Here is a 25,085-nt window from a genome sequence, read left to right on the forward strand (position 1 = left end):
GAGGTGGGTCATGGGCGCAAGGTCAAAGAAACTCAGCCAGCTGGCCCTGACCGCGCGCGGAGGTGCCGACCCGGAGATTACCGGGCTGGCCGTGGACAGCCGTCAGGTCAAGGACGGGTTTCTGTTCGCGGCGCTGCCGGGGACGCGCGTGCATGGGGGCGAATTCATCCAATATGCCCTGCGTATGGGGGCTGCAGCCATCCTGACCGATGCAGAGGGCGCGCGGATCGCCGCTGATGAACTGGCCGCCTCGGACGCCGCCCTGGTGGTGGTGCAGGACCCGCGCCAGACGCTGGCCTATACCGCTGCATTGTGGTTCGGGGCGCAGCCGCGCACCATGGTGGCGGTCACCGGTACCAACGGCAAGACCTCGATTTCAACATTCGTGCGCCAGATCTGGACCGAGCTGGGCCACATGGCCGTCAATCTCGGCACCACAGGGGTCGAGGGCGCGTGGACGGCACCGCTGGCCCACACGACACCCGAACCCATCACCCTGCATCGCAGTCTGGCCGAGGCCGCCGAGGCCGGCGTGACCCACGCAGCGATGGAGGCCTCGTCGCACGGGCTGGAACAGCGCCGGCTGGACGGCGTGCACCTGACGGCGGCGGGGTTTTCGAATTTCACCCAGGATCACCTGGACTATCACGCGACGTTCGAGGCCTATTTCGCCGCCAAGGCCGGTCTGTTCGACCGGGTTCTGCCGCAGGAGGGAACGGCCGTGATCAACATGGATGATCCGAAAGGCGCCGCGATCCGTGATATCGCGGAGGCGCGCGGTCAGACAGTTCTGACCGTAGGCAGCGGGGATGTCGATCTTTGCCTGTTGAACCAACGGTTTGACGCTACCGGGCAAGATCTGCGCTTTGCCTGGCGCGGCAAGACCTTCCAGACCCGGCTGAACCTGATCGGCGGGTTCCAGGCGGAAAACGTTCTGCTGGCCTGCGGATTGGTCATCGCCAGCGGAGACGAGGCTGAACATGTCTTCGACACCCTGCCGCATCTGACCACGGTGCGGGGGCGGATGCAGTTGGCCGCGACGCGCAGCAACGGGGCGGCGGTGTTCGTCGATTACGCGCACACGCCCGACGCCGTGGCCACTGCGCTGCAGGCGCTGCGCCCACACGTGATGGGCCGGTTGATCGCCATCGTCGGCGCGGGCGGCGACCGGGATGCGACCAAGCGCCCGCTGATGGGCCGGGCCGCGGCCGAGAACGCCGATATCGTCTTTGTCACTGACGACAACCCGCGCTCGGAAGACCCCGCCGCCATCCGCGCTGCGGTGATGGCCGGAGCCCCCGACGCGACCGAGGTTGCCGACCGGGCCGAGGCCATCCTGCGCGGCATCGATGCATTGCAGCCGGGCGATGCGCTGCTGATCGCGGGCAAGGGGCACGAGACCGGGCAGATCGTGGGTGACCAGGTTCTGCCCTTCGATGATGTGGAACAGGCCAGCATCGCCGTGGCTGCACTGGACGGGAGGGTCGCATGAAGCTCTGGACCGCATCCGAGGCCGCCGCCGCGACCGGCGGGCGCGCCACGACCGACTGGCAGGCGGGCGGCGTGTCGATCGACACGCGCACGCTGCAACCGGGCGACCTGTTCGTGGCGTTGAAGGCGGCGCGCGACGGGCATGATTTCGTGGCGCAAGCGCTGGACAAAGGGGCTGCTGCCGCGCTGGTGACGCACATCCCGGATGGCGTGGCTGCCGATGCGCCATTGTTGATCGTCGATGACGTACAAACCGCGCTCGAGGCGTTGGGCCGCGCCGCCCGTGACCGGTGCAAGGCTCTCGTAGTTGGGGTGACGGGCAGTGTCGGCAAGACCTCGACCAAGGAGATGCTGGCGACCATCCTGTCGGATCAGGGCCGCACCCATGCCAGCGTTGCCAGCTACAACAACCATTGGGGCGTGCCGCTGACTCTGGCCCGGATGCCGCGCGACACCGAATATGCGGTGATCGAGATCGGCATGAACCATCCCGGCGAAATTGCACCCTTGGCGCGGCAGGCTCGCCCGCATGTGGCGCTGGTCACTACCGTCGCCGCCGTTCACCTTGAGGCCTTCGAGTCGGTTGCTGGCATTGCCCACGAAAAGGCCGCCATCTTTGATGGGTTGGAGGCCGGCGGCACCGCCATCGTGAACGCTGACCTTGATCATACCGACATCCTGCGCTCCTGCGCCGCCCGGCATGGCGCGGTGATCGTGGATTTCGGCCGCACCGCATCGGATTATCGGCTGACCGGCGTGACCCAGTCGCCTACAGACATCCACGTGACCGCCGAGGCCATGGGCCAGGCCATCGCCTTTGATGTGCAATCGGCGGGCACGCATTTTGCCATGAACGGCCTGGGCGCGCTTGCCGCCTGCGTCGCGCTGGGCATCGATCTGGACGCGGCCATCACCGGCCTGGCCAAATGGGCGCCGGTCACGGGGCGGGGCGTGCGCGAGATGCTGACATTGCCGGATGGCGGGCAGATCGAACTGCTGGATGACAGTTACAACGCCAATCCGACCTCGATGGCGGCGGCGCTGGATGTGTTGGCGGCGGCGCATGGCGCACGGCGCATCGCCTTTCTGGGCGACATGAAAGAGCTGGGGCCAAACGAACGCACGATGCACGCAGCGATGGCAGATGTGCCGGCGATGACCCAGATCGACAAGGTGCATTGCATCGGTCCGTTGATGCGGGCGCTGCACGAGGCGTTACCCGACGGCAAGCGCGGGCTGTGGTTCGAGACCAGCGCCGAAATGGTTCAAGAGCTTCCGCAGCTGGTTCGGGCGGGCGATGCCGTGTTGGCCAAAGGCTCGCTCAGTATGGCGCTGGCACGGATTGTTGACGGTTTGCGGAAAATGGGGCAAGTGGGCGCGCTTGATGCATGACCACCCATGACCGCGGTGTGAGAAAGGTTTTGTAATGCTCTATTGGTTGACCAGCCTGTCGGACGGAGGGGATTTCTTCAACCTCTTCCGCTACATCACGTTCCGCGCAGGCGGCGCCTTTCTGACGGCCCTGATCTTTGGCTTCCTGTTCGGCAAGCCGTTGATCAACGTGCTGCGCCGGAAACAAGGCAAGGGTCAGCCAATTCGGGATGATGGCCCCGAGGGGCACTTTACCAAGGCCGGCACGCCCACTATGGGCGGGCTGCTGATTGTCGGTGCTCTGGTGACGTCCACGCTGATTTGGGCGCGGTGGGACAATCCTTATGTGTGGATGGTTCTGTTTGTCACTCTGGCCTATGCGGCCATCGGATTCGCCGACGACTATGCCAAGGTGTCGAAGCAAAATACTAAGGGCGTTTCAGGAAAAATGCGCCTGGCTTTGGGCATCATAATCGCCGCGTTGGCCGCGCTGTGGGCGACGCTGCACCACCCGGAGATGCTGCAGAACCAGCTGGCCGTGCCGATCTTCAAGGACACGCTGATCAATCTGGGTATCTTCTACATTCCGTTCTCGATCGTGGTGATCGTGGGGGCGGCGAATGCCGTTAACCTGACCGACGGGCTGGACGGGCTGGCCATCATGCCCGCGATGATCGCGGCCTCGACCTTGGGCGTGATCGCCTATGCGGTGGGTCGCGTCGACTTTACCGAATATCTGGACGTGCACTATGTGCCCGGCACGGGTGAGATACTTATCTTCACTGCCGCATTGTTTGGCGGCGGTCTTGGGTTCCTGTGGTACAACGCTCCGCCCGCGGCGGTGTTCATGGGGGATACCGGCTCGCTGGCCCTCGGCGGCGCACTGGGCGCCATCGCCGTTGCCACCAAGCACGAGCTGGTTCTGGCCATCGTCGGCGGCCTGTTCGTGGTTGAGGCGCTGAGCGTGATCATCCAGGTGCTGTATTTCAAACGCACAGGGAGGCGGGTCTTCCTGATGGCGCCGATCCATCACCACTATGAGAAGAAGGGCTGGGCCGAGCCAACCATCGTGATCCGGTTCTGGATCATCTCGCTGATCCTGGCGATGATTGGCCTTGCGACACTGAAAGTACGGTAAGGCTCCCGCCGGGCGCGGTGGGCCTGCGGCCCGCCTGTACCCGTTGGGCCCGGCTCGCGCCGAGGACGCGAGCCTGACGCCGCCCTTGCCAAGGGTCAATTCTTCGGTACAGGGTGGCGGCGCATTGGCAGATGGAAGAAGGTGCGCGGCATGATCCCGGTCAAAGGGTTTTCAGGACATAAGGTTGCGGTTCTGGGGCTGGGGCGGTCGGGCCTGGCCACGGCGCGCGCATTGCGGGCGGGCGGAGCCGAGCCGGTGTGCTGGGATGACAACCCCGCCGCGCGCGAAAAGGCCGAGGCTGAGGGGTTCATGTGTCAGGACCTGCGGCGGGGAGGCGCCTTTGACGCGATCGCCAGTTTGATCGTGTCGCCCGGCATTCCCCATCTTTATCCCGAACCCAACCCGGTTGTTGCCGCGGCGTTGCAGGCCGGCGTTCCGGTCGACAATGACATTGGTCTGTTCTTTCGCTCGTTGGGCGGTGCCGAATGGGACAAGTTCGACGTGCCGCCGCGTGTGGTCGCCGTCACCGGCTCGAACGGGAAATCAACCACGGCGGCGTTGATCCACCACATCCTGACCCAGTCGGGGCGCGAGGCGCAGTTGGCGGGCAATATCGGGCGCGGCGTGCTGGACATTGACCCCGGCGGCGACGGATCGGTGGTGGTGCTGGAGCTTTCCAGCTATCAGACCGAGCTGGCGCGTGCGCTGACGCCCGACGTGGCTGTGTTCACCAATCTTTCACCCGACCATTTGGACAGGCACGGGGGCATGGGCGGCTATTTTGCCGCCAAGCGCCGCCTGTTCTCTGAAGGCGGTCCCGACCGTGCCGTGATCGGCGTGGACGAGATCGAAGGCGCGTTTCTGGCCGGTCAACTGGCCGAAGGGCCGGGCGACGACCGGGTGATCCGCGTCTCGGTGGCGCGCAAATTGGCCGGCCCGGGCTGGCAGGTCTTTGCCCGCAAGGGGTTCCTCTCGGAATACCGCAAGGGGCGCCAGGCCGCTTCGATCGACCTGCGCGGCATCAAGGGCCTGCCCGGAACCCACAACCACCAAAACGCGTGCTCGGCCTATGCCGCCTGCCGCGCGCTGGGCCTGGCGCCCAAGTTGATCGAGGACGCGCTGCACAGCTATCCAGGCTTGCCGCACCGCAGCCAGATCATCGCTGAGGCAAACGGTGTGACATTCGTGAATGACTCCAAGGCCACCAATGTCGACAGCGCGGCCAAGGCGCTGGGCGCGTTCAAAAAAATCCGCTGGATCTGCGGAGGGCTTGAGAAAGAGGGGGGTGTCGCCGCGCTGAACGACGCGACCGACGAGGTTCTGTGCGCCTATGTGATCGGGCGCGAGGCGGCCGGCTTCGCCATGCAGTTGTCGGTTGAGGCCCGCGTTTGCACCACAATGGCCGAGGCAGTCGAACAGGCCGTGCGCGACGCCGCGCCGGGTGAAACCGTGCTGCTGGCGCCCGCGGCGGCCAGTTTCGACCAGTACGACAATTTCGAACAGCGCGGCGACGATTTCGTGGCGCAGGTTCAAAAGCGGCTTTGAACTGTACATTTGCAATGAACCGCCGGTTGGGCCAAATTGAAGTGCTATCAGCTTGACGCACCAGAATTAATGATTTTGTTACCCTAGGAATTCAACACGAGGTTAAGACCATGCTGAACCGCAAGCTTTCAATGATCCTGCCGGCCATCCTGGTGGCAGGGGCCTGCACGAACACAGGCGCGAACTACCAACCCATTGTGGATGGACCCGTCAGCCCGAACTACAACGCAGACCTGGCGCAGTGTCAGGCCGTAGCGCGGCAGCAGGGCACGATCGACAGTAATACCGCTGGGGCGGCGGCCATTGGCGCGGCGGGTGCTGCGGGCACCAAAGCCATCATCGACGACAGCGCAAGCGATCTGGGCCGTGCGGCCGTAGCTGGCGCACTGGTGGGGGCAGGCGCCAGCGCTCTGCAAAACACCCAGAAGCAGGAAGTCATCGTCCGCAACTGCATGCGCGGCCGCGGGTACAACGTCGTAGGCTAAAGGCGACCGGCGATCGCAATTCCGGCGGCGTGGCCCGAGGACCACGCCCACTGGAAATTGTATCCGCCCAGCCATCCGGTGACATCCACCGCTTCACCAATCGCATAAAGGCCGGGGACATCCCTGGCCTCCATCGTTTTGGAAGACAGGCTGTCCGTATCGATGCCGCCCAAGGTGACCTCGGCGGTGCGGTACCCTTCGGTGCCCGAGGGGGTCAGTGCCCAGTCGCTCAGCGCATCGGTCAGTGCCTGCAGCGCCGCATCCGACTGATCGGCCAGGTTGCTACGCATCGGGATCTGGGCGCTCAGATACTCGACCAGGCGGGCGGGCAGGTGGTGCGCGAGTTCGGTTGTCAGGGCCTTGCGGCCCGCGCTTTGCCGCCGTTCGCGCAGAAGGTCGAAAAGGGGCAGCTCGGGGATCAGGTTGACCCGGATCGCCTCGCCCTCGCGCCAGTATGAGGACAGTTGCAGCACAGCCGGACCGCTCAGGCCGCGATGGGTGAACAGCAGCGCCTCGTCGAAACTCGCGCGATCGTTCGACAGTCGCGCGGGGACGGAAACACCGGACAAGTCTTTGAACCGCCCATCGGGGAAGGTGAACGGCACCAGTGCGGCACGGGTCTCGGTGACGTGCAATCCGAACTGCGCGGCGATGTCATAGGCCAGCCCGGTCGCACCCATCTTGGGGATGGATTTTCCGCCGGTGGCCAAAACCACGTTGGCACAGCTCAGGTCATATCGCGCACCCTCGCGCTCGACCACCAGTTCAAAGCCGGCTTCGGTCTTGCGCAGATGGCGCAGCGACGTGTGCAACCACAGCTCTGCGCCCGCGCGGTCCATCTCGGCCAGCAGCATGGCGATGATCTGCTTCGATGAGCCGTCGCAGAACAGCTGCCCCAGCGTCTTTTCATGCCATGCGATGCCGTGACGGCCCACAAGGTCGATGAAATCCCATTGCGTGTACCGCGCCAGGGCCGATTTGCAGAAATGCGGGTTCTGCGACAGGAAGTTCTGTGGTCCGGCGTAGAGGTTGGTGAAGTTGCAGCGCCCTCCGCCCGAGATGCGGATCTTTTCCCCCGGCGCCTTGGCGTGATCAATCACCAGCACACGCCCGCCGCAATGGGCGGCGCACATCATGCCGGCGGCTCCGGCGCCCAGTATGATCGTGTCAAATCGCATCCCTCGCCCTTGGCGCGGATTGACGCCAATGACAAGAGGAAGAGGCTGGCCTGAGGGGCATTTTCCCTGTAAACTCTCAAACAGATCCCGAAAACGGGACGGTAACGAGGCAGATAGTGGCGGTATCTCATGACTGAGATGGTGTATGGCGCGGTCCAGGACCAGCGCGGTGAACCGATCCTTCCGAAATGGTGGCGGACGATTGACCGCTGGACGATGTCCTGCGTGCTGATCCTTTTTGCGATCGGGCTTCTGTTGGGGCTGGCCTCGTCGCCGCCGCTTGCGCAGCGCAACGGTTTCGATCCGTTTCACTATGTCGAGCGTCAGGCCCTTTTCGGTGTGTTGGCGCTGATCGCGATGATGCTGACCTCGATGATGTCACCCACCCTGGTGCGCCGGTTGGCGGTGCTGGGCTTTCTGGCCTCATTTGTTGCGCTGGCCTTTCTGCCGGTCTTCGGAACCGATTTCGGCAAGGGTGCGGTGCGCTGGTATTCGCTGGGCTTCGCCTCGCTGCAACCGTCCGAGTTTCTGAAGCCGGGCTTCATTGTCGTGGCTGCCTGGCTGCTGGCCGCTGCGCAGGAAATCAATGGTCCTCCAGGGCGGTTGTGGTCGTTTGCGCTGTGTATGTCGATCGTTGGCATGTTGGTGATGCAGCCTGATTTCGGTCAGGCCTGTCTGATCCTGTTCGGCTGGGGCGTGATGTATTTCGTGGCGGGTGCGCCGATGTTCCTGCTGCTGGGAATGGCCGGAGCGGTCGTCTTGGGTGGCATGTTCGCCTACGCCAATTCTGAACACTTCGCCCGGCGCATCGATGGTTTCCTGAATCAAGAGGTCGATCCGACGACCCAGTTGGGCTATGCCACCAACGCAATCCGCGAGGGCGGGTTGTTTGGCGTTGGGGTCGGTGAGGGCCAGGTGAAATGGTCGCTGCCCGATGCACATACCGATTTCATCATCGCCGTCGCGGCCGAAGAATACGGCCTGATCCTGGTGCTGATCATCATCGCGCTTTATTCAATCATCGTGGTGCGGTCCCTGCTGCGCTTGATGCGCGAGCGTGACATGTTCACCCGGTTGGCAGGCACGGGACTGGCTTGCATGTTCGGTGTTCAGGCGATGATCAACATGGGCGTCGCGGTGCGCCTGCTGCCGGCCAAGGGCATGACGCTGCCCTTCGTCAGCTACGGCGGCTCGTCGTTGATTGCGGGTGGTATTGCGTTGGGGATGCTGCTGGCGTTCACGCGGTCGCGGCCTCAGGGCGAGCTGGGCGACATTCTGCGCGGACGAGGCTGATGACGTACCCTAATTTGCTGATCGCGGCTGGCGGAACCGGGGGCCACATGTTCCCCGCCCAGGCGCTGGCCGAGGCGATGCTTAACAAGGATTGGCGCGTGCGCCTGTCCACCGATGCGCGCGGCGCGCGTTATACCGGCGGTTTCCCGCATTCAACCGAGATCGTCGAGGTGTCCTCGGCCACATTCGCCCGCGGCGGGCTGGCGGCCAAGGCGCTGGCCGGTCCCCGGATCGCGGCCGGTGTGGCCGGGATGACGGCCCAGTTGCTGCGCGACAGGCCGGACGTGGTGGTGGGGTTCGGTGGTTATCCGTCGATCCCGGCGCTGAGCGCGGCGGTGATGTTGCGTCTGCCCCGCATGATCCACGAACAGAACGGCGTTTTGGGGCGCGTGAACCAGTTGTTCGCCACGCGGGTTGCGCATGTGGCCTGCGGTGTCTGGCCCACCGACCTGCCCGAGGGCGCCCACGGTATCCACACCGGCAACCCCGTCCGGGCTGCCGTTCTGGAACGTGCGGCCGCGCCCTACATCCCGCCCGGAGATTATCCGATGTCGGTGCTGGTGATGGGCGGCAGCCAGGGCGCCCGTATCCTCAGCGATGTAGTTCCCGGCGCCATAGCTGCACTGCCCGAGAGCCTGCGCCAGTATATCCGCGTCTCTCACCAAGCGCGCGAGGAGGACACCGAACGGGTCAGCGCCTTCTACGCCGACCACGGGATTCTGGCCGAGGTCCAGCCCTTTTTCCACGACGTGCCCCGCCGCATGTCCGAGGCGCAGCTGGTCATCAGCCGCTCGGGTGCGTCCAGCGTGGCCGACATCTCGGTGATCGGGCGACCTTCGATCCTGATCCCCTTCGCCGCCGCCGCAGGCGATCACCAGACCGCCAATGCCCGAGGGCTGGTGCAGGCGGGCGGGGCAATCATGATCCCCGAAAATGCGCTTGACGTTCCCGCCCTGACCGAGCAAATCGCACTGGTTCTGACCAACCCCGAAGCCGCACAGAAAATGGCCCATGCTGCCCTGTCGGTCGGGGCGCCCGACGCGACCCAGCGTCTGGTGGCCCTTGTCGAACAGCTGGCGCAGAAGGAGACCCCATGAATCCAGCAACCAAACTGCCGCAGGATGTCGGACCGATCCATTTCGTGGGCATCGGCGGCATCGGGATGTCGGGCATCGCCGAGGTGCTGCTGAACCTTGGGTACCAAGTGCAGGGATCCGATCTGAAAGCGTCGAAGATCACCGACCGTCTGGCGTCGCTGGGGGCTGAGATTTTCGTGGGTCAGCGGGCTGAGAACCTCGACAACGCGGCCGTCGTGGTCGTGTCGACAGCGATCAAGCCGGGCAACCCTGAACTGGACGGCGCTCGTGCGCTGGGCCTGCCGGTGGTGCGCCGCGCCGACATGCTGGCCGAGCTGATGCGGTTGAAATCCAACATTGCCATCGCCGGTACCCACGGCAAGACCACCACAACCACCATGATGGCCGAGTTGATGGTGGCGGGCGATTTCGACCCGACCGTCATCAACGGCGGCGTGATCCATGCCTATGGCTCGAACGCGCGGATGGGGCAGGGCGAATGGATGGTGGTCGAGGCCGACGAGTCCGACGGCTCGTTCAACCGGCTGCCGGCGACCATTGCCATCGTCACCAATATCGACCCCGAGCACATGGAGCATTGGGGTGATTTCGACCGGCTGCGCGCGGGCTTTCATGATTTCGTCTCGAACATCCCGTTCTACGGTCTGGCGGTGTGCTGCACCGACCATGCCGAGGTTCAGGCGTTGGTGGGCCGCATCACCGACCGCCGCGTGCGCACCTATGGGTTCAACGCTCAGGCCGACGTGCGTGCAGTCAACCTGACCTACAAGGGTGGCATCGCGCATTTCGACATCCACTTGCAATACGAGGATACCGTGGTCGAGGGTTGCACCCTCCCGATGCCGGGCGATCACAACGTCTCAAACGCGCTGTCGGCCGTGGCCGTGGCACGTCATCTGGGCATGAAAACCGCTGAAATCCGCGACGCGCTGGCCAATTTCGGCGGCGTCAACCGCCGCTTTACCAAGGTGGGCGAGGTGAACGGCGTCACCGTCATCGACGACTACGGCCACCACCCGGTGGAAATCGCGGCGGTGCTCAAGGCCGCGCGTCAGGCGACCGAAGGCCGCGTGATCGCGGTGCACCAGCCGCACCGCTATTCGCGCCTGTCCAACTTGTTCGACGATTTCTGCGCCTGTTTCAACGATGCCGATGTCGTGGCCATTGCCGAGGTATTCTCGGCCGGTGAGGACCCGATCGAAGGCGCCAGCCGCGATGATCTGGTGCAGGGCCTGATCCGCCACGGCCACCGCCACGCGCGCGCGTTGCTGGACGAAGGCGACCTGGAGCGTCTGGTCCGCGAACAGGCCCGGCCCGGCGACATGGTCGTCTGTCTGGGCGCCGGCACCATCAGTGCCTGGGCCAATGCGCTGCCGGACCGGCTGAAGGTCAAACAAGCCGTTTGACGTTCGCAGGCATTTGGGTGCACAACTTGCGGATGTGTCGCTGCCCTGGTGCGTGACTCATTTGCGGAGAGAGCCATGGATTATTCCGTCATCTTTGCCGCCCTTTGGGTGATCTGCGCCACTGTCGTGGCGCTGCTGCCGATGCGCCTGCAATTCCCGCCGGGCATCGTGCTGCTGATCTGCGCGCCGGTTCTGATCGCCTGGCTGGGCGTAGCGCATGGCTGGCTGATCGGAGTGCTGGCCTTTGCCGGGTTCGTATCGATGTTCCGCAACCCCATCCGGTTTTACTGGCGCAAATGGTCGGGCCGCGAGGTGGGGCAATGAGCTGGTCGATCGCACTTGCCGCCCTTTGGGGCGTCGCCGCCAATGTGCTGGCCATGATCCCCAGCAAGGACAACCACTGGACCCGCGCCTATGCGCTGATCGCGGTGGGCATTCCGATCCTGGGTTATGTCACCTACGAAAACGGCCCGTGGGTTGGCCTGTTCGTTCTGGCCGCCGGCATGTCGGTGCTGCGCTGGCCGGTGATCTACCTTGGGCGGTGGCTGCGGCGGCGGATTTGACCCTGCGGCTTGGAACGGGCTTGCCACGCCCCGCCGAATCCGCGATCTAGCCTCAATGACCACTTTGCCAACGCCTCAAGGCCGCCTGACGGCGAACCGACCACTGAACGACCTCACTTGGCTGCGTGTCGGCGGCCCGGCGGATTATCTGTTTCAGCCGGCTGACCTTGAGGATTTGAAGGCTTTCCTGCGCCATCTTCCGGCCGAGGTGCCGGTGTTTCCCATGGGCGTCGGCTCGAACCTGATCGTGCGCGACGGCGGCTTGCGGGCCGTTGTGATCCGGCTGGGGCGCGGATTCAACGGCATCGCGGTCGACGGGACCACCGTCACCGCGGGGGCGGCCGCGCTGGATGCGCATGTGGCGCGCAAGGCGGCGGATGCGGGGGTGGACCTCACCTTTCTGCGCACCATCCCTGGTTCCATCGGTGGGGCCGTGCGGATGAACGCCGGGTGCTATGGCAGCTACACGGCGGATGTTCTGAAGTCGGCTACCATCGTCACCCGGCAGGGCGAGGTGGTCGAACTGATGCCCGCCGACCTGAACTTCCGCTATCGCCAGTCCGACCTGCCCGAAGGCGCGGTGCTGATGTCGGCCACGTTCCAGGGCCCGGCGGGTGACCCGGCCGACCTGCACGCCCGGATGGAGGCGCAGCTGAAAAAGCGCGACGAGACCCAGCCCACCAAGGACCGCAGCGCCGGCTCGACCTTCCGCAATCCGGCCGGGTTTTCCTCGACCGGGCGGGCAGACGATGTACACGACCTGAAGGCCTGGAAGGTGATCGACGACGCCGGAATGCGCGGCGCTCGGCGCGGGGGCGCACAGATGAGCCCCAAGCATTCGAATTTCCTGATCAACACCGGAAACGCCACCGCCGCCGACCTCGAAGGGCTGGGCGAAGAGGTGCGAAAAAAGGTTTACGAAACAAGCGGGATCACGCTAGAGTGGGAAATCATGCGGGTCGGTGATCCGCTGACAGATTAAAGCCCCGACCGTCAGACCAAAACAGGCAAATTCAGGCGACGGATCAAAGGCATAACGAAATACGGACCACCAGATAAGGTCCGGGGACATTGAGGCGCACGAACGTGGGTAGGTCGAGCAGGACAAACCCCAAAGTGGCGGTATTGATGGGTGGCCCCTCGGCGGAACGCGAGGTGTCTCTCAGCAGCGGGCGCGAATGCGCAGCCGCCCTTGTGGGAGAAGGGATTAAGGTCGTCGAACTGGACGCCGGTCCTGACCTTTGTGCGCGTTTGCAGGACATCAAGCCAGACGTGGTTTTCAACGCCCTGCATGGCCGCTGGGGCGAGGACGGTTGCGTGCAGGGTCTGCTGGAGTGGCTGCGAATGCCCTACACGCATTCCGGCGTGCTGGCCTCGGCGCTGGCCATGGACAAACAGCGCAGCAAAGAGGTTTTCCGCGCGGCCGGCCTGCCGGTGGCCGACAGCGTGATCGTTCCGAAATCGGACGTGATGGCGGGGCACGTCATGCCTGCGCCATATGTGGTCAAGCCCAACAACGAAGGTTCCAGTGTCGGGATCTACCTTGTGTTCGAAGGGTCGAACGGCCCGCCGCAGCTGTCGGATGACATGCCCGAACAGGTCATGGTCGAACAATACGTGGCCGGGCGCGAGTTGACGGTGACCGTGATGGGCGACCGCGCCCTGACCGTGACCGAGATCCTGACCGACGGCTGGTATGACTACGACGCCAAATACAAGCCCGGCGGATCGCGCCACGTGCTGCCCGCCGACATCCCGCAGCGGATCTTCGATCTATGCATGGATTATGCCCTGCGCGCCCACCAGGTTCTGGGGTGCCGGGGCGTCAGCCGCACCGACTACCGCTGGGACGACGCCAAGGGCGAAGAAGGCCTGTTCCTACTGGAGACCAACACCCAGCCGGGTATGACCCCCACCTCGCTGGTGCCTGAACAAGCCGCGCATCTGGGCATGACCTTCGGCCAGCTCTGCGCCTGGATGGTCGAGGACGCCTCATGCGACCGCTGACCGCCACTCGTGCGCCGGTGATCCACCGCGCCAAGCCTCTGTCCGGCCCTGATGCCGAGTTCCAGTCTGCGGACGCCGACGCCGAACGTGCTGAGCCCAAATTGCGGTTGCGCGGTGGTCGGTTGTTCCGCCGTGGCAGAGGCCGTGCGGACCCGGCACCGTCGCGGTTCAGTTATCGGTTCCAGCGATGGATGCTGACGCCGGGAATCCGGCTGGGGGTCAAGATCGGAGTGCCGCTCTGCGCGGTCGTGGCGACGGTTGGGCTCTACTTCGCAGCCGAAGATCGGCGAGAAGCGGTTCGGGCGCAGGTGGACAACTTGATTACGTCGTTCCAGGAGCGTCCTGAATTCATGGTCAAGCTCATGGCGATCGACGGGGCGGGGGCCGGCCTTGCTGATGACATCCGCGAAGTCGTGCCTTTGGACTTCCCGCTCAGTTCTTGGGACCTGGATGTCGAGCAGATCCGAGACACGATCACCGGCTTGGACCCGGTCAAATCGGCAACCGTGCGGATCCGTCCGGGCGGCATTCTGCAGGTCGATGTTGTCGAACGTCAGCCCGTGATCGTCTGGCGCACTCGTGAAGGCATCCAGCTGTTGGACGAAACGGGCACCCACGTGGCCGAGATCGCGGCTCGGACCGAGCGCTCCGATCTTCCGCTGATTGCCGGTCAAGGCGCAGATCAGCATGTGGCCGAGGCACTGGAACTTCTCGCCACCGCGCGCAGCCTAGGCAGCCGAGTGCGCGGTCTGGTCCGCGTCGGCGAGCGGCGCTGGGACCTGGTTCTGGACCGAGGCCAACGGGTCATGCTGCCGACGGAACGTCCGGTGCGTGCGCTCGAGCGTGTACTGGCGGTGAACGAGGTGCAGGACCTTTTGGAACGGGATGTTGCCGTGGTCGATATGCGCATAGGGGCGCGGCCGACCATTCGGATGACAGAAGCCGCCAGCGCAGACTGGTGGAATACAAAAGTGACTATGGGTAACGGGCAGTAATACGATGATGACGGATCTCTATCAGTCTCAACGCGCAATGCGCCAGATGCGCAGACAGGCCATGCAACGCGGTGTCGTTGCGATCCTGGATGTCGGAAGTTCCAAGATCGCCTGTCTTGTGCTGCGGTTTGATGGGTCGGCGCGGCTCAGCGAGGACAACTCGATCGGGTCCATGGCCGGGCAGACCGGGTTCCGGGTGATCGGTGCGGCGACGACCCGATCGCGCGGGGTGCGCTTTGGAGAGATCACGGCCATGCAGGAAACCGAGCGCGCCATCCGCACCGCGCTGCAGGCCGCTCAGAAGATGGCCGATATCCGGGTAGACCATGTGATCGCCTGTTTCTCGGGGGCAAACCCTCGGTCTTATGGGCTGGATGCGCAGGTGGATCTGGACGGTCAGCTGGTGACCGAGGCCGAGATCGGTCGTGTCCTGAACGCCTGCGATGTCCCGGATTATGGGGCAGGGCGTGAGGTGCTGCATGCACAACCTGTGAACTTCGCTCTGGACAACCGATCTGGCTTGATCGACCCGCGGGGGCAGATGGGTCAGACGCTTGCGGTCGACATGCACATGTTGACGGTCGATGCGGTGGCGATTCAGAACATCGTTCGTTGCGTCAAGCGGTGCGACCTGGAATTGGCCGGCATCGCGAACTCGGCCTATGTGTCGGGGATTTCTGCGCTGGTTGAAGACGAGCAGGAACTTGGAGCGGCCTGTATCGACATGGGCGGTGGGTCCACCGGCGTTTCGCTCTTCATCAAAAAGCACATGATCTATGCCGACAGTGTCCGCATGGGCGGGGATCACGTCACCAGTGACATTTCGATGGGGCTTGGTGTGTCCGCCTCGGTTGCCGAGCGGATCAAGACCTTCAATGGCGGGGTTCACGCCACCGGAGCCGATGACCGCGACATGATCGACATTGGCGGCGACACCGGGGATTGGGAACACGACCGGCGTACCGTCAGCCGTGCCGAGCTGATCGGCATCATGCGTCCGCGCGTCGAGGAAATCCTCGAGGAAGTCCGTGTTCGGCTGGACGCTGCAGGGTTCGAACATATGCCAAGCCAACAGATCGTGCTGACCGGTGGAGCCAGTCAGATCCCAGGTCTGGATGGGCTGGCCAGCCGCATATTGGGTCAGCGTGTGCGTCTGGGTCGACCGCTGCGTGTGCATGGGTTGCCGCAATCTGCGACAGGCCCAGGGTTCTCCTCGGCGGTCGGTCTTGCGCTGTTTGCGGCGCATCCGCAGGACGAATGGTGGGACTTTGAAATCCCGGTTGATACCTACGCAGCACGGCCATTCAAGCGTGCCGTGCGTTGGTTCCGTGACAACTGGTAGGTTCCTGCTCCGGGCTGCGGTGTTTTGCGCAGCCTGGGTTCCGGCTGCGGCTGTCGCGCAGAGCCGTATCTCGCCCGAAGCATTCCTGGAAGCGGTGGTCGGAAAAACCGTCACGTTCCACGAATTGACCAGCGGTATGCTTGTGGGCACTGAGGAGTTCCTCAGCCCAACCCGCTCGGTCTGGCGGCGAGAGGGCGAAGGCTGTGTCTATGGCCAGATCACGACGCCGGACGGCAAGCTGTGCTTCCTCTATGACACCGAGCCCGGCCCGGTATGCTGGTGGCCATTCGAGCATGATGGGCGGTTGCTGGTCAGGATCGCGCGGCTGGGGGATGGCGAAATCCAGGAAGTCAGCGGATTTTCGGACGACGGCCTGGATTGTCCTTCCGTTCCCATCAGCTGAAAATTCTGGTTGCGGTGCAGGGATTTATCCCTCAGAATATCAAGAAGGCCCGTCAGAGGCTCATCGGCAGGACCCGAGCAGTCAGCCGCAGTTTGAACAGGATGTCCAGCATCGCACCCGCCAAATCAGGCTGGGGGTTTTCGCGTGTGTGGTGGTCTGTCCGCCCTGAACCGCTAGATTTGCGCAGTCGGGCGAAATGCCGCGAAAAACCGCCTTATTTCTTCCATATTTTGTGGATTCACGCGATTTTTGGCGTGACGTTTGACGTTTGGAAAGGTAGAATCACAAGCGGATAGGCAAGAAAAACACCGCTTTGCGGGATCATAAATACAGGCGGACAGAGCATGACATTGAATCTTTCGATGCCCGGGCACGACGAACTCAAGCCTCGGATTACGGTATTTGGCGTAGGCGGTGCAGGTGGAAACGCCGTCAACAACATGATTGAAAAACAACTCGACGGCGTTGACTTCGTGGTGGCCAACACGGACGCGCAGGCACTGCAGCAAAGCCGCTCGTCGGCGCGGGTGCAGCTGGGTATCAAGGTGACCGAGGGTCTGGGCGCAGGCGCCCGCGCATCGGTCGGCGCCGCCGCCGCCGAAGAAAGCATCGAACAGATCGTCGATCACTTGGCCGGCGCGCATATGTGCTTCATCACCGCCGGCATGGGCGGGGGCACCGGCACCGGCGCCGCTCCGATCATCGCGCAGGCTGCGCGTGAACTGGGTGTATTGACCGTGGGCGTGGTGACCAAACCGTTCCAGTTCGAAGGCGCCAAGCGCATGCGCCAGGCCGAGGACGGCGTCGAGGCGCTGCAGAAGGTTGTCGATACACTGATCATCATCCCGAACCAGAACCTGTTCCGTCTGGCCAACGAAAAGACCACGTTCACCGAGGCCTTCTCGATGGCCGATGACGTGCTGTACCAGGGCGTCAAGGGCGTGACCGACCTGATGGTGCGTCCGGGCCTGATCAACCTCGACTTCGCCGACGTCCGCGCGGTGATGGACGAGATGGGCAAGGCCATGATGGGTACGGGCGAGGCCGAGGGCGAAGATCGCGCCATCCAGGCTGCGGAAAAGGCCATCGCCAACCCGCTGCTGGACGAAATCAGCCTCAAGGGCGCCAAGGGCGTGTTGATCAACATCACCGGCAGCCATGACCTGACCCTGTTCGAACTGGACGAGGCCGCCAACCGCATCCGCGAGGAAGTGGACCCCGAGGCCAACATCATCGTCGGCTCCACTTTGGACCCCGAGATGGAAGGCAAGATGCGCGTATCGGTCGTGGCAACCGGCATCGACGCCAGCGAAAGCGGCTCCGAGGCGCCGGCTCCGCGCCGGTCCATGTCCGCACCTCTGACCCGCACCGTATCGGCGGAAGAAGAGGCAGCACAGCCGGCTCCGGTTGCGGCGGAAGTTGCTGAACCGGCTCCGCAGCCCGAAGCTCCGCGCGAACCGTCACTGTTTGAAGCGGCCGAAGAGCCTTCGCACACGACTTTGCAATTCGGTCAAGGCGCGGATGAGGCTGTCGAGGACGATGACGACGGGCTGCCTCCCCCGGCCTACCAGCCGCGCAGCACCGAGTTCGATCCGCAACCCGAGCCGGTCGAACGCCCGGCGGAAAGCTATCAGCCGCAACAGGTGCCGCATACCCCTGGAACGCCTTCGCCGGCCGCGCTGGAACGGTTGCAGGCAGCTGTTCAGAACGTACCGACTTCGGCCCAGCGTCTGACCGCGTCGCGCCCGCAGGAACCGGCGCCGCAGCGCCAGCCCACCGCTGAGGAACGGCCGCGGTTCGGGTTCAACCGTTTGATCGACCGGATGACTGGGCACGCCCCGGATACCCCCGCTCAACCGGCCCGGCAGCAGCCTGCGATGCGCCAGACTGACGCTACGGCACCCTCGCATGAAGAGGTTGATCCCGAGCAGGAGCGGATCGAAATTCCGGCTTTCCTGCGCCGTCAGGCCAACTGATCGCGGTAACAATATCCACTCACGGGGTCGCCGAGAGGCGGCCCTTTTTCCTTTTGATGCAAACGTTTAAGTGCCAGTAAGCAGGGTTTTGCCGATCTGTTGCAGAACTGTTTCATTCAGTTGCAAAGAGTGAGTTGAGCCTTGACCCGCCCTTCCTTAACTGAGGGTGCAACACAGCCGGAAAAGGCTGGACACCGCTCACTGAGGTTCAATTTGCAACAGACGCTCAAATCTTCGATCACGTTCAAAGGCGTGGGTCTGCACAGCGGCAAGCCCGCGACGATGGTTCTGAAACCGGCGGCTGCCGGTCACGGGATCTGGTTCAAGCGGACCGATATCGAACTGGGCAATGCGTTGATCCCGGCCATCTACGATGTGGTCGAAAGAACCCAACTGTGTACGCGCCTGGTCAATGACGCTGGCGTTTCGGTGTCGACCGTCGAGCATATCATGGCCGCGCTGGCAGGGTGCGGGATCCACAACGCATTGATCGAGATTGATGGACCCGAAGTTCCCATCATGGACGGTTCTTCGATCGACTTCGTGCGCGGTATCATCGCCAAAGGCGTTCGCCGTCAGGCCAGCCCGGTTCTGGCGTATGAGGTCCTCAAGCCGGTCGTGGCCGAGCGGGAAGGAGCCCGTGCGTCGATCCGGCCGGCAGACGGTTTGATCATCGAGTTCCACATTGATTTCGAAGACACTGCGATCGGCAGCCAGTCGAAGATCCTGGATATGCGCAACGGGTCGTTTGCTCGGGAACTGTCCGACTGCCGGACCTTCTGCCGCCGAACCGATGTCGAGGCGATGCGCGAAAACGGTCTGGCCTTGGGCGGCACACTGGAGAATGCGGTTGTTGTTCAAGGGGCCGAAGTGCTGACACCAGGTGGCTTCCGTTACCAGGATGAAGCCGTGCGCCACAAAATGCTGGACGCGTTGGGAGACCTGTATCTGGCCGGTGGCCCGATCTTTGGTCACTTCGTCGGCGAGAAATCCGGCCATGCCATGACCAACACATTGCTGCGCAAGCTGTTCGAGACACCGGGCGCCGTGCGTCCGGTGCTGTGCACGCCTGAGCAAGCCGCACAACTTCCCGGGCAGGGGTTGGTCTGGGACGAAATCCCCGAAGTTGCCTGATCCGGCACGGCCCGGCGACAAATCGGTCGCGGGGCCGATAAGGCGTTTTGCACCGGAATTTTATGTGCTAGACCAAAGCTCAATCCGGGGTTACCCAAAGAGACAAGACGACTAGGATGGGCGGTATGGTTGGCACCAAAGCGGCAGTCAGGCTTGCGGGCGCGATTCTTCTGGCAGCTACTTTGACGGCCTGCGGCAACGCGGGCGGCCTGTTTGGTAACAAGGGCGCTGACAAGTCCCAGAACCTTGAAGGCTTTACGCCCGAGCAGATCTATACCCGTGGCGAATACGAGCTTGCGCAGAATCGTCCCGCAGATGCGGCCTGGTACTTTTCCGAAGTCGAACGGCTTTATCCCTATTCCGACTGGGCCAAGCGGTCACTGATCATGCAGGCTTTCGCGTTCCACTCGGACAAGGAGTATGAAGAAAGCCGCGCCGCCGCGCAGCGGTATATCGACTTCTACCCAACCGACGAAGACGCAGCTTATGCGCAATACCTTCTGGCGCTCAGCTACTATGACCAGATCGACGAGGTCGGCCGCGACCAGGGCCTGACCTTCCAGGCGCTGCAGGCGCTGCGCACTGTTATCGAGGTTTATCCCGACAGCGAATACGCCACCTCGGCGGTGCTGAAATTCGATCTGGCCTTCGACCATCTGGCAGGCAAGGAAATGGAGATTGGGCGCTACTACCTGCGTCAGGATCACTATACCGCGGCCATCAACCGTTTCCGTGTCGTGGTCGAGGATTTCCAGACCACCAGCCACACAGCCGAGGCGCTGTACCGCTTGGTCGAGGCTTATCTGGCCTTGGGTCTGGTCGACGAGGCTCAATCGGCCGGCGCGATCCTGGGCTACAACTACCAGTCGTCTGAATGGTATGACGCGGCTTACAAGCTGCTGACCTCGCGCGGGCTTGAACTCAAGAGCCGCGGCAACAACTGGCTCAGCACGATCTACCGCCAGACCATCAAGGGCCAGTGGTTGTAATCGCCATGGTCACAGGCTTGGGACGCTGACGACCCGATGCTGCGCGCCCTTGATATCCGCGATATGCTGATCATCGACCGGCTGGAATTGACCTTTCAGCCGGGCTTGAACGCGCTGACCGGCGAGACGGGGGCGGGCAAGTCGATCCTGCTCGACTCGCTGGGCTTCGTGCTGGGCTGGCGCGGTCGGGCCGAACTGGTCCGGCAGGGGGCCGCGCAGGGCGAGGTCGTGGCCGAGTTCGAACTGCCCGAGGGTCATCCCGCCCATGCGATCCTGGCCGAGGCCGGTTTGCCTGGCGGGTCGGAACTGATCCTGCGCCGCGTCAACACTGCCGAGGGGCGCAAGACTGCTTGGGTCAATGACCGCCGCTGCTCGGGCGAGGTGCTGCGGGCGCTGTCGGAAACCTTGGTCGAACTGCACGGACAGCATGATGACCGCGGCCTGCTGAACCCGCGCGGCCATCGCGGCATGCTGGACGCCTATGCCGGGGCCGAGCCGCAATTGGCCGCCGTGCGCGCCGCCTGGACCGAGATGGCGCGGGCCCGCAAGGCCCTGGCCGAGACCGAGGCCGCCGTGGCCGCCGTGCGCAGCGAAGAAGAATTTCTGCGGCATTCCGTGGCCGAACTCGACAAACTTGATCCGCAGCCGGGCGAGGACGCCGAACTCGACGCGCGCCGCCGGATGATGCAGGGGGCCGAGCGCATCCGTGACGACGTGGCCCGCGCCTTTGCCATGCTGGGCGGTGACGGGGCCGAAGGGGCGATGGCGGATGCCTTGCGCTGGCTGGAAGGCGTCGCCGACCGGGCCGAGGGCCAACTGGACGAGCCGATCGCGGCCCTTGGGCGCGCCCTTATCGAACTGGGCGAGGCGCAGGACGGCGTGACCGCCTGCCTCGAGGCGCTGGACTTCAACCCGGCCGAGTTGGAGCAGACCGAGGAACGTCTATTCGCCATCCGAGCGCTGGCCCGCAAACATGACGTGGCCCCCGATGACCTGAGCGGTTACGCCGACACGCTGCGCGCCCGGCTGGGCCAGCTTGAGGCCGGTGACGCCGACCTGGCCGACCGCCGTGTTGCGGTGCAGGCCGCGCAGGCCACCTATAACGCGGCCGCCGAGGCGCTCAGCGCCCTGCGGCGCGAGGCTGCCGGCCGGCTGGACGCGGCGGTAATGGCCGAGCTTGCGCCGCTCAAGATGGAGCGTGCGGTGTTCCAGACCCAGATCACGCCCGCCGACCCCGGACCCGAGGGGCAGGACGCCGTGGCCTTTACCGTGGCCACCAACCCGGGCGCCCCGTCGGGCCCGCTGAACAAAATCGCCTCGGGCGGGGAGCTCAGCCGCTTTCTGCTGGCGCTCAAGGTGTGCCTGTCGGGCGATGACAGCACCCGGACAATGATCTTTGACGAAATCGACCGCGGGGTGGGCGGCGCCACCGCGGACGCCGTGGGCCGCAGGCTTGCTGCGCTGGCGCAGGGCGGGCAGGTGCTGGTGGTAACCCATTCTCCGCAGGTCGCGGCCCGCGCGGCGCATCACTGGCGGGTTCAGAAGCACGTGACCGACGGGCAGACCCTGTCCACTGTCCTGCCGCTGTCCGAACCGGACCGGATCGACGAGATCGCGCGCATGGTCTCGGGCGACGTCATCACGGATGAAGCCCGCGCGGCCGCCCGTTCGTTGTTGCAAGCCTGATGCAGCCGGGCGGCGACACTTGCCTTCAATATCTTGTCAGCCGACTTTTCTAAGCGCCCGGCGTGGCTTAGTAAGGGATACCTGTTTATCCGCAAAGCCCCATGACACAATCAACCCGAACCGTCCTGCGCACTCAGCTCAACCAGGCCCTGGCCGCGCTCAAGGACGCGTGGCGGGTACTGCGGCACCGCGGGCCAAGCCAGATCCAGTTCTGGTTCATCGCGCTGGTGATCGGGATCACGGCAGGTTTCATGGCCTTGGGATTTCGCAAGGGGATCGCGGCCCTGCAAGCGCTGGTCTATCAGACCGACGACATCCTGTTTCTGCACAGCTTTGCCGAGAAACTGCACTGGGCCTGGATTTTGGCGATCCCCACGGTCGGAGGGCTGGTCGTCGGGATCATCCTGCACCGCTTTACCGATGACGGGAGAGTTCGGTCTGTCGCCGATGTGATCGAAGGATCCGCGATCAGCGATGGCCGGGTCGAAACCAAAGCCGGGGTCGCGTCGTTTTTTGCCTCGCTGATCACGCTCAGCACGGGCGGGTCGACGGGCCGGGAAGGACCTGTCGTGCACATGGCCGGCGTGATTTCAACCTGGGTGTGCCAGCGTATCAACGCGGATGGAATAACCGGCCGCGACCTGCTGGGCTGCGCCGTGGCCGCCGCTGTATCGGCCAGCTTCAACGCCCCGATCGCCGGGGCGCTGTTCGCGCTGGAAGTCGTATTACGCCATTTTGCAGTCCACGCATTCGCACCGATCGTGATCGCGTCGGTGGCCGGCACCGTCATCAACCGGCTGGCATATGGCGATGTCACAGAGTTTGTCCTGGATACGCCCGGATCCCTGCAATTTTACGTCGAACTTCCGGCCTTTCTGATCCTTGGGCTGATCTGCGGGCTGGTCTCGCTGTTGCTGATGCGGTCAATCTTTTTTGCCGAAGACTTTGGCAACCACGTGCAGGCGCGACTGTCGCTGCCGCGCTGGCTGCGACCCGCCGTGTCCGGCGCGATGCTGGGCGTGCTGGCAGTGTGGTTCCCGCATATCATCGGCGTCGGATACGAGACGACCATCCGTGCCCTGACCGGAGATCTGGTGCTGACCACGGCCATCCTGTTTGCAGTGATGAAAACTGTGGCAGTGGCCATAACCATGGGTGGACGTATGGGCGGCGGGGTATTTTCTCCGTCGTTGATGATCGGCGCGCTGACTGGCCTTGCCTTTGGCCTGATCGCCACAGGCCTTCTGCCAAGCGTGTCGGGCACGCATACGCTATATGCTTTTGCCGGCATGGGTGCTGTTGCGGCGGCGGTTCTGGGCGCTCCGATCTCGACTACGTTGATTGTGTTCGAACTGACCGGAGACTGGCAGATCGGCCTTGCCGTGATGGTCTCGGTGTCCATGTCTACGGCGTTGGCCTCCCGCCTTGTGGACCGGTCCTTCTTCCTGACCCAGCTCGAGCGCCGCGGGGTGCATTTGGCCGCCGGGCCACAGGCTTATTTGCTGGCGATGCTGCGCGCCGGGGCCGTGATGCGCCCGCTGGGAGATCCGAATACGGCAAGCAGGGAGGAGGTTCAGGAGATGATCGAGCAGGGCCTGTGCGTCCGGGCCAGCGCAACCCTCGAGGCGGCAATGCCGTATTTCGATCGAGACGGAGTCACCTGGCTCCCGGTGGTTGTTCGGGATGACGACGGGGTCGAAAATCCGGTCGGAGCCTTGTACCACGTGGACGCATTGAAGGCGTACAACCGTGCACTGGCCGCAACAGCGGCCGAGGAACACTCATGACGAAGCAGTGGCAGGCCAGCCACTGAGAGTTTCTCTTTGATTTTGACGCCTTGTCAAAAGGTGAGAACATTCTAGCCTGATGGAAGAATTATCCTTGATAGTCACTTTTTTGGAGGTCTGAACATGTCTTTCGAACGGTCTTCTTTGCTGACTGTGGTGGTTGCGGTTTCGATGATTGGTGCTGTCCCCGCGCGGGCGCAGGAGGCTCCGTACGTGACCGGCTTTCTCGGTATCACCGATATGGGCGACTATGATTTTGATTTTTTCCAGACAGTTCCTTCGGTCGTGGTTGGCCAAGGCACCATCACAACCGACAATGGTGTAACCTACGGCCTGGCCGTCGGACTGCGTGTCGCACCAAATCTGCGGGCCGAGATCGAACTTTCATATGCTTCGAATGATACCAAGGAAATCGGTCGCCCGTTTACTCAGTATGACGGAAGCTTTGATGCGACCTTCGGGATGGCAAACCTTTGGTATGACGTCCCGGTACAGGGCAGGTTCAAGCCCTATGTTGGTGGCGGGCTCGGGTTTGCGCGCGTGTCCCACGACGGTCAGTCCGGTGCTGGCGTGACACTGGTCGATGACAGTGACACCGCCATTGCGGGGCAATTGGGGTTTGGCGGACGCTTTCAGGTAGGGGAACGCGGGAACATTGACATCGGGTACCGCTACAAGACGACCGGCGATCTTGATTTCGCCACGACCCAAGTGTTCATCCCGACAGATCTCGCGAATGGCCGCTACTCTTCGCACTCGCTCATTCTCGGATACAGTTACAGTTTCTGACAGACGTGGTTGAGGGCCAGGTTTGTCCAGCCCTCAGATCTGTTCGACCTTCACCGACTCCAGCGGGTAGAAGGCGAGGTAATCCTTGATTTCGGCAACGGCAGGAATTGGATCTTCATAGCTCCACACCGCGTTCTGCGTCACGCTCGACTTGTTAACGATCGAGTAGTGCGTAGCATCGCCTTTGTGCGGGCAGTGGGTCAACTTGTCGGTCTTGTCCAGAAAGGCCATCGCGATGTCTGCGCGTGGAAAGTAGATGACGGGGGCCAGATCGCCTTCCAACAGTTCCAGGGCGTTGGTCGTTTCGCCCAGAATCGCGCCACCGGATCGGACGCACCACTTGCCAGGTGCTTTGCGGATCTTGATGTAGTCTGTCATGTCTGCTCCTTCCCTCGTCGTCGCGGCCTCGT

Annotated in this window: 23 protein-coding genes; 21 read left to right on the top strand and 2 right to left on the bottom strand. The window is 63.5% G+C overall.

Translation table 11 applies throughout. The features are described 5' to 3' along the window. Positions 1 to 10: 10 nt before the first annotated feature. From ACR0IR_RS02345 to ACR0IR_RS02365, 5 genes are all read left to right on the top strand, one after another. On the top strand, positions 11 to 1,492 hold the full coding sequence (locus ACR0IR_RS02345; protein ID WP_170364566.1) for a UDP-N-acetylmuramoyl-L-alanyl-D-glutamate--2,6-diaminopimelate ligase: 1,482 nt from the start codon (positions 11 to 13) through the stop codon (positions 1,490 to 1,492). After that, the gene (locus ACR0IR_RS02350) at positions 1,489 to 2,883 is read left to right on the top strand and encodes a UDP-N-acetylmuramoyl-tripeptide--D-alanyl-D-alanine ligase (protein WP_170364565.1); all 1,395 of its coding nucleotides are present in this window, start codon (positions 1,489 to 1,491) and stop codon (positions 2,881 to 2,883) included. Before ACR0IR_RS02345 ends, ACR0IR_RS02350 begins: the two co-directional genes overlap by 4 nt. 34 nt (positions 2,884 to 2,917) lie before the next feature. After that, positions 2,918 to 4,000 carry a phospho-N-acetylmuramoyl-pentapeptide-transferase gene (mraY, locus tag ACR0IR_RS02355; protein WP_093964837.1) on the top strand — a complete coding sequence of 361 codons (1,083 nt, stop codon included), beginning with the start codon at positions 2,918 to 2,920 and terminating at the stop codon, positions 3,998 to 4,000. A gap of 150 nt (positions 4,001 to 4,150) precedes the next feature. Then, positions 4,151 to 5,545, top strand: coding sequence for a UDP-N-acetylmuramoyl-L-alanine--D-glutamate ligase (murD, locus tag ACR0IR_RS02360; RefSeq protein WP_170364564.1), 1,395 nt, complete (start codon positions 4,151 to 4,153; stop codon positions 5,543 to 5,545). Between the two features lie 110 nt (positions 5,546 to 5,655). Beyond that, positions 5,656 to 6,030: a glycine zipper family protein gene (locus ACR0IR_RS02365; RefSeq protein WP_093964839.1), complete on the top strand. Its 375-nt coding sequence runs from the start codon at positions 5,656 to 5,658 to the stop codon at positions 6,028 to 6,030. On the opposite strand, the gene ACR0IR_RS02370 is transcribed toward ACR0IR_RS02365, so the two are convergent. Continuing rightward, positions 6,027 to 7,208 (bottom strand): BaiN/RdsA family NAD(P)/FAD-dependent oxidoreductase, encoded by a 1,182-nt coding sequence (locus tag ACR0IR_RS02370; protein ID WP_170364563.1) that lies wholly within the window; start codon positions 7,206 to 7,208, stop codon positions 6,027 to 6,029. The two genes, ACR0IR_RS02365 and ACR0IR_RS02370, sit on opposite strands and share 4 nt — an antisense overlap. A gap of 129 nt (positions 7,209 to 7,337) precedes the next feature. Here ACR0IR_RS02370 and ftsW point away from each other — a divergent pair, with 129 nt between their 5' ends. The 16 genes from ftsW (at position 7,338) to ACR0IR_RS02450 (ending at position 24,675) form a co-directional block, all read left to right on the top strand. Beyond that, positions 7,338 to 8,501 (top strand): putative lipid II flippase FtsW, encoded by a 1,164-nt coding sequence (gene ftsW / locus ACR0IR_RS02375; RefSeq protein ID WP_170357284.1) that lies wholly within the window; start codon positions 7,338 to 7,340, stop codon positions 8,499 to 8,501. Then, complete coding sequence (locus ACR0IR_RS02380) at positions 8,501 to 9,598, top strand: UDP-N-acetylglucosamine--N-acetylmuramyl-(pentapeptide) pyrophosphoryl-undecaprenol N-acetylglucosamine transferase (RefSeq protein ID WP_170364562.1); 1,098 nt, start codon at positions 8,501 to 8,503, stop codon at positions 9,596 to 9,598. Before ftsW ends, ACR0IR_RS02380 begins: the two co-directional genes overlap by 1 nt. Next, complete coding sequence (gene murC / locus ACR0IR_RS02385) at positions 9,595 to 11,004, top strand: UDP-N-acetylmuramate--L-alanine ligase (protein ID WP_170364561.1); 1,410 nt, start codon at positions 9,595 to 9,597, stop codon at positions 11,002 to 11,004. Before ACR0IR_RS02380 ends, murC begins: the two co-directional genes overlap by 4 nt. A gap of 75 nt (positions 11,005 to 11,079) precedes the next feature. Further along, entirely contained in the window at positions 11,080 to 11,328 is a 249-nt protein-coding gene (locus tag ACR0IR_RS02390; protein WP_170340901.1) for a DUF2484 family protein, read from the top strand. Next, the gene (locus ACR0IR_RS02395; protein WP_170357288.1) at positions 11,325 to 11,567 is read left to right on the top strand and encodes a DUF2484 family protein; all 243 of its coding nucleotides are present in this window, start codon (positions 11,325 to 11,327) and stop codon (positions 11,565 to 11,567) included. The genes ACR0IR_RS02390 and ACR0IR_RS02395 overlap by 4 nt, the downstream gene beginning before the upstream one ends. A gap of 55 nt (positions 11,568 to 11,622) precedes the next feature. After that, positions 11,623 to 12,549 carry a UDP-N-acetylmuramate dehydrogenase gene (murB, locus tag ACR0IR_RS02400; RefSeq protein ID WP_170364560.1) on the top strand — a complete coding sequence of 309 codons (927 nt, stop codon included), beginning with the start codon at positions 11,623 to 11,625 and terminating at the stop codon, positions 12,547 to 12,549. A gap of 104 nt (positions 12,550 to 12,653) precedes the next feature. Then, positions 12,654 to 13,574: a D-alanine--D-alanine ligase gene (locus tag ACR0IR_RS02405; protein ID WP_170364559.1), complete on the top strand. Its 921-nt coding sequence runs from the start codon at positions 12,654 to 12,656 to the stop codon at positions 13,572 to 13,574. Continuing rightward, positions 13,562 to 14,569, top strand: a complete 1,008-nt coding sequence (locus ACR0IR_RS02410; protein WP_170364558.1) for a cell division protein FtsQ/DivIB — start codon at positions 13,562 to 13,564, stop codon at positions 14,567 to 14,569. Before ACR0IR_RS02405 ends, ACR0IR_RS02410 begins: the two co-directional genes overlap by 13 nt. A gap of 7 nt (positions 14,570 to 14,576) precedes the next feature. Next, the gene (ftsA, locus tag ACR0IR_RS02415) at positions 14,577 to 15,911 is read left to right on the top strand and encodes a cell division protein FtsA (protein WP_170340912.1); all 1,335 of its coding nucleotides are present in this window, start codon (positions 14,577 to 14,579) and stop codon (positions 15,909 to 15,911) included. 19 nt (positions 15,912 to 15,930) lie between these two features. Further along, positions 15,931 to 16,314, top strand: coding sequence for a hypothetical protein (locus ACR0IR_RS02420; RefSeq protein WP_367646582.1), 384 nt, complete (start codon positions 15,931 to 15,933; stop codon positions 16,312 to 16,314). A 344-nt stretch (positions 16,315 to 16,658) separates the two neighbouring features. After that, positions 16,659 to 18,290, top strand: coding sequence for a cell division protein FtsZ (gene ftsZ / locus ACR0IR_RS02425; protein ID WP_170364557.1), 1,632 nt, complete (start codon positions 16,659 to 16,661; stop codon positions 18,288 to 18,290). 213 nt (positions 18,291 to 18,503) lie between these two features. Beyond that, on the top strand, positions 18,504 to 19,424 hold the full coding sequence (gene lpxC / locus ACR0IR_RS02430; RefSeq protein ID WP_170364555.1) for a UDP-3-O-acyl-N-acetylglucosamine deacetylase: 921 nt from the start codon (positions 18,504 to 18,506) through the stop codon (positions 19,422 to 19,424). A gap of 125 nt (positions 19,425 to 19,549) precedes the next feature. Continuing rightward, positions 19,550 to 20,413: an outer membrane protein assembly factor BamD gene (locus tag ACR0IR_RS02435; protein WP_170340921.1), complete on the top strand. Its 864-nt coding sequence runs from the start codon at positions 19,550 to 19,552 to the stop codon at positions 20,411 to 20,413. 36 nt (positions 20,414 to 20,449) lie between these two features. Continuing rightward, complete coding sequence (recN, locus tag ACR0IR_RS02440) at positions 20,450 to 22,099, top strand: DNA repair protein RecN (protein ID WP_170364554.1); 1,650 nt, start codon at positions 20,450 to 20,452, stop codon at positions 22,097 to 22,099. A gap of 101 nt (positions 22,100 to 22,200) precedes the next feature. Continuing rightward, positions 22,201 to 23,886, top strand: a complete 1,686-nt coding sequence (locus tag ACR0IR_RS02445; RefSeq protein ID WP_170364553.1) for a chloride channel protein — start codon at positions 22,201 to 22,203, stop codon at positions 23,884 to 23,886. A gap of 123 nt (positions 23,887 to 24,009) precedes the next feature. Continuing rightward, on the top strand, positions 24,010 to 24,675 hold the full coding sequence (locus ACR0IR_RS02450; RefSeq protein WP_170364551.1) for an outer membrane protein: 666 nt from the start codon (positions 24,010 to 24,012) through the stop codon (positions 24,673 to 24,675). Between the two features lie 33 nt (positions 24,676 to 24,708). On the opposite strand, the gene ACR0IR_RS02455 is transcribed toward ACR0IR_RS02450, so the two are convergent. Continuing rightward, positions 24,709 to 25,053: a DUF427 domain-containing protein gene (locus ACR0IR_RS02455; RefSeq protein ID WP_170364550.1), complete on the bottom strand. Its 345-nt coding sequence runs from the start codon at positions 25,051 to 25,053 to the stop codon at positions 24,709 to 24,711. Positions 25,054 to 25,085: the final 32 nt, after the last annotated feature.

The organism is Ruegeria sp. CF2 (assembly GCF_056537385.1).